Source organism: Nocardia sp. CY15, assembly GCF_009829295.1.
In the GTDB taxonomy this organism is placed as follows: domain Bacteria; phylum Actinomycetota; class Actinomycetes; order Mycobacteriales; family Mycobacteriaceae; genus Nocardia; species Nocardia sputi.
Genome location: NZ_VUOT01000010.1, coordinates 199,696 through 209,568, shown reverse-complemented (window position 1 = coordinate 209,568; position 9,873 = coordinate 199,696). Strand labels below are relative to the sequence as shown.

8 protein-coding genes are annotated in these 9,873 nt (G+C 67.8%); 6 read left to right on the top strand and 2 right to left on the bottom strand.

Translation table 11 applies throughout. From position 1 onward, the window contains the following. Positions 1-485: acetyl-coenzyme A synthetase N-terminal domain-containing protein (locus GVY39_RS15255; RefSeq protein WP_159924454.1), on the bottom strand; the 485-nt coding region annotated here is incomplete at its 3' end. A gap of 413 nt (positions 486-898) precedes the next feature. Here GVY39_RS15255 and GVY39_RS15250 point away from each other — a divergent pair. From GVY39_RS15250 to GVY39_RS15230, 5 genes are read left to right on the top strand one after another with little or no spacing between them, the layout of a single operon-like run. Then, the gene (locus GVY39_RS15250; RefSeq protein WP_159924793.1) at positions 899-2,488 is read left to right on the top strand and encodes an ABC transporter substrate-binding protein; all 1,590 of its coding nucleotides are present in this window, start codon (positions 899-901) and stop codon (positions 2,486-2,488) included. A gap of 54 nt (positions 2,489-2,542) precedes the next feature. Further along, entirely contained in the window at positions 2,543-3,469 is a 927-nt protein-coding gene (locus tag GVY39_RS15245) for an ABC transporter permease (RefSeq protein WP_159924456.1), read from the top strand. After that, positions 3,462-4,421: an ABC transporter permease gene (locus GVY39_RS15240; RefSeq protein WP_159924458.1), complete on the top strand. Its 960-nt coding sequence runs from the start codon at positions 3,462-3,464 to the stop codon at positions 4,419-4,421. Before GVY39_RS15245 ends, GVY39_RS15240 begins: the two co-directional genes overlap by 8 nt. Beyond that, entirely contained in the window at positions 4,418-6,094 is a 1,677-nt protein-coding gene (locus GVY39_RS15235; protein ID WP_159924460.1) for an ABC transporter ATP-binding protein, read from the top strand. The genes GVY39_RS15240 and GVY39_RS15235 overlap by 4 nt, the downstream gene beginning before the upstream one ends. Positions 6,095-6,146: 52 nt before the next feature. Beyond that, a complete protein-coding gene (locus GVY39_RS15230; RefSeq protein ID WP_159924462.1) occupies positions 6,147-6,893 on the top strand; it encodes an oxidoreductase in 747 nt (248 codons plus the stop codon). Between the two features lie 489 nt (positions 6,894-7,382). Here GVY39_RS15230 and GVY39_RS15225 read toward each other — a convergent pair whose 3' ends face one another. After that, complete coding sequence (locus GVY39_RS15225; RefSeq protein ID WP_159924465.1) at positions 7,383-8,189, bottom strand: HAD-IB family hydrolase; 807 nt, start codon at positions 8,187-8,189, stop codon at positions 7,383-7,385. Between the two features lie 570 nt (positions 8,190-8,759). Between GVY39_RS15225 and ssd the strand changes: the two genes are divergently transcribed. Continuing rightward, positions 8,760-9,869 (top strand): septum site-determining protein Ssd, encoded by a 1,110-nt coding sequence (gene ssd, locus GVY39_RS15220; RefSeq protein WP_159924467.1) that lies wholly within the window; start codon positions 8,760-8,762, stop codon positions 9,867-9,869. Positions 9,870-9,873 lie beyond the last annotated feature (4 nt).

Genomic DNA, 9,873 nt, shown 5'->3' with positions numbered 1-9,873 from the left:
GCGAAGACGACCGAGTGGGTGAGGCCGAGGCGGGCGCAGGCGAGCATGGCGATGATGGCTTCGGGGACCATCGGCATGTAGATCGCGACGCGGTCTCCGGCGACGAGGCCGAGGTCGGTCAGTGCGTTCGCGGCCCGGCAGACGTCGTCGAGCAGTTCGCGGTAGGTGATGGCGCGGGAGTCGCCGGGTTCGCCTTCCCAGTGGATGGCGACCTGGTCGCCGTGGCCGTCGAGGACGTGGCGGTCCACGCAGTTGTAGGCGACGTTGAGCTTGCCGCCGACGAACCACTTCGCCACCGGCGCGTCACTCCAATCCAGCACCTGGCTGAACGGTTCGTGCCAGTGCAGCCGCCCCGCCTGCTCGGCCCAGAACGCTTCACGATCGGCCGCCGCCCGCTCGTAGAACCCGGCATCGGCGTTGGCCGCCGCCGCGAACTCCGCGGTGGGCGGATACGAGTCCCTGTGGTCGGCGCTGGTTTCAGTCATCTCGTCTCTTCTTTCCACGTAGCCTGAGCGCTCGATTCTTCGCAGCCGAGTTCGACAGTAATCAACTGTGACCTACGCCGCGTGCGCTTGTGCCGAGGGTGTCTCCGCCAGCACGCCGATGCCCGTGCCCGCCGGGGACGGCCCGCACGCGGTGTTCCTGTTCCGCCCTCGACGGAGGCAATGTTCCGGCAGCAGGAGTATTTCCGCACGAAACTTGGGGTGTTTCGGCGATGTTGCCGGATCGGTAACAAGTGCGACGAACTCGGATCAATCAGATGACAGTGCCCGCGGCGGTGGTTACTCTGCCAACCACACAGGGGGATCGTGTCGGCATGCGCTGATGGACCTCGCGCGGGTGCCGCCCGGCTCCCCCCTTCTCGCACCGGGAGGACGCGTTGAAATTCCACAGAGCGATGGCGCTGACCGCGGCAGTCGTGCTGGCCACGAGCTTGGGACTGTCCGCGTGTTCCTCAGGCGACGACGCAGATGCCGACATCGTCACCGTCAACGGAGGCGAGCCGCAGAATCCATTGGTGCCCACCAACACCAACGAGAACATGGGCGGGCGCGTGGTCGACCGGCTGTTCGCTGGGTTGAAGTACTACGACGCCAACGGCAAGGCGCACGACGAGATGGCGGAGTCGATCCAGACCACGGATCGAAAGAACTACCGGGTCACCATCAAGCCGAACTGGAAATTCACCGACGGCAGCCCGGTGACGGCGAAGTCGTTCGTCGACGCGTGGAACTACGGCGCGCTCGGCGCGAACGCGCAGTTGCAGAGCTATGTGTTCGGTCCCATCGTCGGTTTCGACGAGGTCTCCGCGGAAAAGCCGACCGCACAGACGATGTCGGGCCTGAAGGTGATAGACGACCGCACGTTCACCATCGAGCTGAAAGCCCCCTCGATCGACTTCGAGACCGCGCTCGGATACGCGCCGTTCTACCCGTTGCCGGAGGTCGCGTTCAAGGACATCAAGGCATTCGGGGAGAACCCGATCGGCAACGGCCCCTACAAATTCGCCCGGCCCGGGGCGTGGGAGCACAACGTCAAGATCGACCTGGTGGCCAACCCGGACTACCCCGGCGGCCGAGCGGCCAAGAACAAAGCGCTGCGGTTCGTGATGTACCAGTCCTTCGACACCGCCTACGCGGACCTGCAGGCGGGCAACCTCGACGCGCTCGACACCGTGCCCGACAGTGCGCTCACCTCCTACCAACAGGATCTCGGCGACCGCGCGATCACCAAGCCGACCGCGCAGAACCAGCACATCGGCATCCAGTCCAACGTCGCGCACTTCTCCGGCCAGGAAGGGCTGCTGCGGCGGCGCGCGATCTCGAAGGCGATCAACCGGGAACAGATCGCGCAGAACATCTTCCACGGCACCCGGATTCCGGCGCGTGACTTCACCGCGAGCACGCTGCCCGGTTTCCAGCCCGACCTCCCCGGCTCGGAAGTGCTGAAGTACAACCCGGACGAGGCCCAGAAACTGTGGGCGCAGGCCGACGCGATCTCGCCGTGGTCGGGCCGCTACGAGATCGCCTACAACTCCGACGGCGGCCACCAGGCCTGGGTGGAGGCGGTGGCGAACAGCGTGAAGAACACCCTCGGCATCGACGCCGTCGGCACGCCGTATCCGACGTTCAAGAACATCCGCGACGAGGTGAACGCGCGCAGCATCGGCAAGGCCTTCCGCTACGGCTGGCAGGGTGACTACCCGACCATGCTGCAGTTCCTCACCTCGCAGTACTACAGCTACTCCGACACCAACAACGTCGACTACAACAATCCCGAGTTCGACCGCCTGCTGGATGCCGCCCAGGCCGCCCCGGCCCAGGAAGAGTCCTACAAGATCATCGCTCAGGCACAGGCCCTGCTGATCAGGGACATGGCCGACATCCCGGTGTTCGACTACGTCGCCGCCGCGGGCCGCTCCGATCGAGTGCGGAAGGCCGAACTCGCCTGGAACGGTCTGTTCGACTTCGAGAACATCGAGAAGTAGCCGCTCGCCGCCGCGCCCGGCCCGGTGCGCGGCGGCACCGACCCCGGAGGCGTAATGGCCTGGTATGTCCTGCGGCGTCTGCTTCAGATGATCCCCGTCTTCCTCGGGGCGACGCTGCTCATCTATGCCCTGGTATTCCTCGTTCCCGGCGACCCGATCCACGCGCTGGCCGGCGACAAACCGATGACGCCCGCCGTCGAGGCGCAACTGCGTGCGCGCTACCACCTCGACGAGCCGTTCATCGTGCAGTACCTGCTCTACCTGAAGGGCATCCTCACGTTGGACTTCGGCACCGCCTTCTCCGGCAGGCCGGTGCGGGACGAGCTGGCCCGCGCCTTTCCCATCACCATCAAGTTGGCGATCATGGCGGTTCTGATCGAGTCGGTCTTCGGCGTCCTGTTCGGGCTCGTCGCCGGGCTGCGCAAGGGCAAGCTGTTCGATTCGACAATGCTCGTGGTCAGCCTGATCATCATCGCGGTTCCGGTCTTCGTGGTGGGCTTCCTCGCGCAGTATCTGCTCGGGGTGAAGTGGGGGATCGCTCCGGTGACCGTCTCGGGAAAGGCGACGGTCGGCGAACTGCTGGTGCCGGCCTTCGTGCTCGGGTCGCTCTCGTTCGCCTATGTCCTGCGATTGACCCGGAATTCGGTGGCGGAGAACATGTCCGCCGACTACGTGCGCACCGCGACCGCCAAGGGCCTGGCCAGGCCGCGTGTCGTGACCGTGCACATCCTGCGCAATTCGATGATCCCGGTGATCACGTTCATCGGCGCCGATCTGGGCGCCCTCATGGGCGGCGCGATCGTCACCGAGGGCATCTTCAACATTCCCGGCGTGGGCGGCACGCTGTATCAGGCCATCATCAGGGGAGAGCCGCCGACCGTGGTCTCCTTCGTCACGGTGCTGATCGTCATCTTCCTGATCACCAACCTGATCGTCGACCTGCTCTACGCCGCACTCGACCCGAGGATCCGCTATGCCTGAGGTGACCAAGAGCGACGGCCCCCAGCGCCGCGGCCAGGAACACTTCGTCGCACCGCCCGACGAGGTAGAGGTACTCGCCACCGACGCCGTGCTGGACGCCGGTCCACCGACCAGTATCTGGCGCGATGCGTGGCGGCAGCTGCGGCGTAACCCGATCTTCCTCGTCGCCACCGTCCTGATCGTGTTCGTGTTGATCGTGGTGATCTGGCCGGGATCGTTCACCGATCAGGACCCGCGTTACTGCAACGGCGACTTCAGCATGGACCCGCGCAGCTCCGGCCATCCGTTCGGTTTCGACAAGCAAGGCTGCGACATCTACGCCAGGACCGTGTACGGTGCCAGGGCATCCGTGCTCACGGGGGTCGGCGCGACGCTGCTGTTCGTGCTGGTCGGTGGCACGCTCGGCGCGCTGGCGGGCTTCTACGGCGGGCCGCTGGACTCGATCGTCTCCCGGCTGGCCGAGATCTTCTTCGCGATCCCGTTGATGCTGGCCGCCATCGTGATCATGCAGCTGCTGGAGGCCCGCACGATCTGGACCGTGATCGTCATCCTCGCCTCGTTCACCTGGCCGCAGGCGGCGCGGATCGCCCGCAGCGCCGTGATACAAGCGAAGAACAGCGACTACGTCACGGCGGCGAAAGCATTGGGGGTCTCGCGAATACAGACGCTGCTGCGCCATGTGCTGCCGAACTCGGCGGGACCGCTGATCGTGGTGACCACGCTGTGGCTGGGCGTGTTCATCGTCACCGAGGCGACGCTGTCGTATCTCGGCGTCGGGCTGCCGCGCACGGTGGTGTCCTGGGGCGCGGACATCGCCACCGGGCAGAAGGAGATCCGCACCTCGGCGATCCTGTTCTATCCGGCGACGGCGCTGGCGCTGACCGTGCTGAGCTTCATCATGCTGGGCGACGCCGTGCGGGACGCCCTCGACCCGAAGGCGAGGAAGCGATGAGTGAGTCGGCGCGGCCGCTGCTGGAGATCACCGATCTCAACGTGAGTTTCACCGCCGACGGCAGACCGGTGCCCGCCTTGCGGGACGTCAGCCTGTCGGTCTATCCGGGGCAGACCGTGGCCATCGTGGGGGAATCGGGTTCGGGGAAGTCGACTACCGCGCACGCGATCATCGACTTGCTGCCCGGCACGGGCCGGATCACCTCCGGCTCGATCGAGTTCGACGGTAAGGACCTCACGGCTGCCTCGAAGCGAGAGATCGGCGCGGTGCGCGGCAGCGGCATCGGGTTGGTCCCGCAGGACCCCATGTCGAACCTGAATCCGGTATGGAAGATCGGATTTCAGATCCGCGAGACGCTGGAGGCCAATGGCGTCGCGAAGGGCAAAGCCGCCAGGAAACGCGCGGTGGAGTTGCTCGAGGAGGCGGGGATGCCCGACGCCGAACGCCGAGTGAACCAATATCCGCACGAGTTCTCCGGCGGCATGCGCCAGCGCGCGCTGATCGCCATCGGCTTGTCCTGCCGGCCCAAGCTGCTCATCGCCGACGAGCCGACCTCGGCGCTCGACGTGACCGTGCAGCGGCAGATCCTCGACCATCTCGAACGGCTCACCGCCGAACTGGGCACCGCGGTCCTGCTGATCACCCACGATCTGGGCCTCGCGGCCGAGCGCGCCGAACATCTGGTGGTGATGTATCGCGGCCGCGTCGTGGAGTCCGGCCCCGCCTTGCGGATTCTGCGTGATCCCCAGCACCTGTACACCAAGCGGCTGGTGAGTTCAGCGCCCTCGCTGGCCGCACAGCGGCGGTCGGCAGTGCGGCGCCGAGCCGAGATCCACGTGCGGGCCGAGCAGGTGGCCGCGGACGACACGGTGATCACGGACGAGGTGCTGGTAGCCGAACACCTGAAGAAGACCTTTCGCATCCGCGAGCGCGCGCCGTGGAAATCGACCGAGTTCGTCGCCGTGGACGATGTGTCGTTCCGGCTGCGGCGCGGATCGACCACCGCGATCGTCGGAGAGTCGGGCTCGGGCAAGACGACGGTGGCGCAGATGGTGCTCGGTCTGCTCGCGCCCACCTCCGGCGCGGTCAGGTTCGACGGCAAGGACGTGGCCACTCTGAACCGCAAGGACGCGTTCGCGTTCCGGCGTCGGGTGCAACCGATCTTCCAGGATCCGTACGGTTCGCTCGACCCGATGTACACGATCTACCGCACCATCGAGGAGCCGTTGCGAACCCACCGCATCGGGACGCCCGAGGAGCGGGAGGCGACCGTACGGGAACTGCTGGACAAGGTCGCGCTGCCCGTCGGCGTCATGCGGCGCTATCCCAGCGAACTGTCCGGAGGACAGCGTCAGCGCGTGGCGGTCGCGCGTGCCCTCGCACTCCGGCCCGAGGTGGTGGTGTGCGACGAGGCGGTGTCCGCGCTCGACGTGCTGGTGCAGGCCCAGATCCTCCGGCTGCTCGACGAACTGCAGGCCGAGCTTGGGCTGGCGTACCTGTTCATCACCCATGACCTGGCCGTTGTCCGGCAGATCGCCGACGACGTGCTGGTCGTGCAACGCGGCAAGGTGGTCGAAGCGGCGACGACCGACGAGGTGTTCGACGATCCCCAGCAGGAATACACGCGCAAACTGCTCGACGCGATCCCGGGCCGCGATCTGCTGGCCGGCTAGGCGAGACAGGCGCGCGGACCGTTCCCCGCGGGCGCAAGTAGCCTCGTATGCCGTGACCGATCCGCTCCAGCCCCTCGTCGATCTTCCCGGTGTCCGGGACGCGGCCGACCGCGCCCGCGACGCGCTCGCCGAGGTGCACCGGCACAAAGCGAACCGGCGTGGGTGGCCGACCACGGCGGCCGAGGCCGCGGTGCGTGCGGCCCGGTCCTCGGCGGCCATCGACGGCGGCGGCACGGACATCCCCGTCGACGGACGCGTCGAGGACCCGATTCTGGCCGGTTCGCTGCGCGTGGGCCAGGCATTGGACGGAGACGCGCTGCGGAATCTGGTGAGCACCTGGCAGCGCGCTCCACTGCAAGCGTTGGCGCGGCTACACCTGCTCGCCGCGGCCGATCTGGTCGAGCAGGAAGAGTCGCTGGGCAGACCCCGCGGCGACGCGGGCGTGGCGCAGCGGCTGGACCTGCTGGCGCAGACGGTGGTCGGTTCGCGAGCGCCCGCGCCCGTGCTGGCCGCCGTAGTACACGGTGAGCTACTGGCACTGCGTCCGTTCGGAACGGCCGACGGCGTGGTCGCGCGGGCGGCCTCTCGGCTGGTCGCGGTGTCCAGTGGGCTGGATCCGCACAGCCTCGGCGTGCCGGAGGTGTTCTGGTTGCGCAGGCGGCAGGCGTACCTGGACGCGGCCGCCGGGTTCGGGACCGGGGATCCGGAGGCCGTTGGCGGCTGGGTGATCTTCTGCTGCGGGGCTTTCGAGGACGGTGCGCGCGAGGCCACGTCGATCGCCGACTCGGCGGTGAAATAACCCCCCGTACACGTCAAAGCGGGCGGCGTTGTCTGTCGACCTCACCGCCCGCTAGCACGGACTACCCGGTTACCAAGCGTGCTGTGGTGGGTTGTGTTCTGCGGCCTCGGCGACAATCCGGACATCGCCGGTTCATCCCCGCAACCTGTGCGAGGCCCTCGCCGTCGACTATCCGAATCTCGCAGGCCCACAACGCTTCTGCCCTTGTCGCGGCGCGCTCCGCGTGGGTGCCTGGTGTCCGTGCTGGGAAGGATGGTCGGGAGACAGTACCTTCTCTTCCGGTGCTGCCTTGGCCTTCCGTCCCTCCGTAGTTACCTTTCTACACTGTGACTGCACTCACATCAAGGGATGATAGAACATTGCATAATCGGCGTGTTTCTCGGCGTTTCGTGGTTAAATGCCTGGTCTCTTGCCGGTTCCGCTAAGTCGGCGAATCCCTCGGCAAGCATCCGGCGACCGGTGTTCACGCCCCGTTCGGGGCGCCCGATCTCAGCGTCGCCGACGGAGCATCCGGTAGCTGATCGCCCCGGCCACCAGCGCGCTCAGGCCGACCGCGGCCGTGGCCGCGAGCGTCGTCGAGGACGGCGCCTGGAAGCGCGACCACAACGACACCGGATTGGAGAAGGTCAGGATCGGCCAGCCGCGCGCGGTGGCTTCGCGGCGCAGATTGCGATCCGGGTTGACCGCGGTGGGGTGACCCACCGCGCCCAGCAGCGGCAGATCAGTGATCGAGTCGGAGTAGGCGTAGCAGCGCGACAGGTCGTAACCCTCACTGGCGGCGAGTTTTTCGACGGCGGCGACTTTGCCCTCGCCGTAGCAGTAGAACTCGACCGCGCCGGTGTACTTGCCGTCCGCCACGACCATCCGGGTGGCCGCGGTGTGCGAGGCTCCGAGCGCCTCGGCGATCGGGCCGACGATCTCCTCGCCGGAGGCCGACACGATCACCACGTCGTGACCCCGGATCTTGTGGTCGGCGATCAAGTCGGCCGCCTCCGCGTAGATCAGCGGATCGACCAGCTCGTGCAGTGTCTCGGCCACGATGGATTTGACCTGTTCGACGTCCCAGCCGGCACACATGCTGGTCAGGTGGGCGCGCATCCGTTCCATCTGGTCGTGGTCGGCGCCCGACAGCAGGAACAGGAAATGGGCGTAGCTGCTCTCCAGGACGGCGCGGCGGTTCAAAAGCCCCTGCGCGTAGAAGGGCTTGCTGAACACGAACGTGCTCGACTTCGCGATCACGGTCTTGTCCAGATCGAAGAAGGCGGCGACGCGGCCGCCCGTGGCTGAGTTGTCCACCTGACCAGGATAGGGGGCGCGCCTTCGGCTCGGGCTGCGGCGGAGTTCGACCGGCTGTTTCGGCGCGGTGCGGACTGTCGACGTCGGCTTCACGGCGGCCTTGTCTCGAAGCGGCCTCGGCATGTTGTGCACGGACCCCGTCACGCCTGTCGAGTGGCTGCCTTGCCTTCGTTCGGGCCGATGTGGGCGGCGGAAGGACTTCGGCCGCGTCCATTGGGCACGCGGTGTTCCGGGCGGCGGGGCCGCTGCCGTCGGCGCATCGATGAAGTTTGCCCCGCAGACGCCGGGGCTGTGACGGCCGCAAAGATGTCCAACGGCGGACTTGCGTTGTGGGCGGGGCTTGGGTGTAGTATTGCTGGCACCTGGACATGGTCCAGGCGCGTTCAGCCCGACCCCCCGGGGCTGAACCCCGACGGCCCCAGCCTCCTCCCCCCCCGGCTGGGGCCGTCCTCTATTTCGGGGACGCTTCGGTAGGCCGCGCAGGCGGATAGTTGTCCACAGCCCGCGGGTTATCCACATTCGGCATACTGCGCCTTCTCTCCCTACCCGCATTCAGCGACGCTGACCTGCATGAACCTCGAAGCATCGGAGCCGAGCGCGCCACCGCCCGCCCTCGTGCTCATCGATGACGACCGCCTCCGTGACGAAGTCCGGCGTATCGCGGCGGCCGCCGAACGGGCTCTCGACGAGCGGACACAACCCGTCGGCAGGCACGCCTGGACGGGCGCTCCGCTGGTGATCCTGGATACCGCCTCTGCGCGGGAGGCGGCAGCCGCCGGCTACCTGCGCCGGACCGGCGTGGTGTTGGTAACCGATGGTGAGCCAGGTTTGCTCGACTGGCAGGCCGCCGCCTCGGTCGGCGCGCAGCGGGCTATCGCCCTGCCCGGTGCTGCCGTGGGGCTTATCGAGATGTTTGCTGAGTACGGCGAGCAGCGTGCGGGCGACGGCGTGGTTGTCGCCGTCGCGGGGGCGGGCGGCGGGGCCGGGGCATCCACCCTCGCCGTCGCGGTCGGGCTGCGCGCCGCCGCGGAGGGATTCCGGCGCGAAACCTTGCTGATCGATGGCGCACCCTTCGCCGGTGGCCTCGACCTGCTGCTCGGTATCGAGAACACAGCGGGTTTGCGCTGGCCCGACCTGGTGGTCGAGGACGGGCGCGTGTCGGCGGCCGCGCTGCACGGCGCCCTGCCCATCGCCGCGCCCGGGTTGGCCGTGTTGTCCTGCGGGCGCTGCGGTGCGGGACGATTGCCACGCGAGCTCGGCTCGGCCGGAATCCGCGCGGTTATCGAAGCGGGCCGTGCCGCAGGCGATTTCGTAGTTTGCGACATTTCCGGTGAGCGCGGGCCGCATGCCGACCAGATGCTCGACTCGGCGGATCTCGTAGTGCTGGTCGTCCCGGCGCGCCTGCGGGCGGTCGCCGCCGCCGAAGCGGTGTCCGCGCACATCGCGCGGCGAAACCCGAACCAGGGGTTGATCGTTCGGGGACCTGCGCCCGGTGGCCTCCGTGGAGCCGAGGTCGCCGAGGTGCTCGACCTCCCGCTGCTCGCCGCCGTCCGCGCCCAGACCGGTCTGGCGCACCGTCTGGAGCGCGGCGGGGTCTCGGTCCGCAGGCGCGGGCCCCTGCGCGATGCCGCCGATGCCGTGCTCGGCGTGCTCAGCGCTCCACCCGGGCACCGGCGGTGAGGAG

Coding starts and splice junctions, on each gene's coding strand:
- GVY39_RS15235 (WP_159924460.1), top strand. CDS start 4,418: ATGAGTGAGTCGGCGCGGCCGCTGCTGGAGATCACCGATCTCAACGTG.
- ssd (WP_159924467.1), top strand. CDS start 8,760: ATGAACCTCGAAGCATCGGAGCCGAGCGCGCCACCGCCCGCCCTCGTG.
- GVY39_RS15250 (WP_159924793.1), top strand. CDS start 899: ATGGCGCTGACCGCGGCAGTCGTGCTGGCCACGAGCTTGGGACTGTCC.
- GVY39_RS15240 (WP_159924458.1), top strand. CDS start 3,462: ATGCCTGAGGTGACCAAGAGCGACGGCCCCCAGCGCCGCGGCCAGGAA.
- GVY39_RS15245 (WP_159924456.1), top strand. CDS start 2,543: ATGGCCTGGTATGTCCTGCGGCGTCTGCTTCAGATGATCCCCGTCTTC.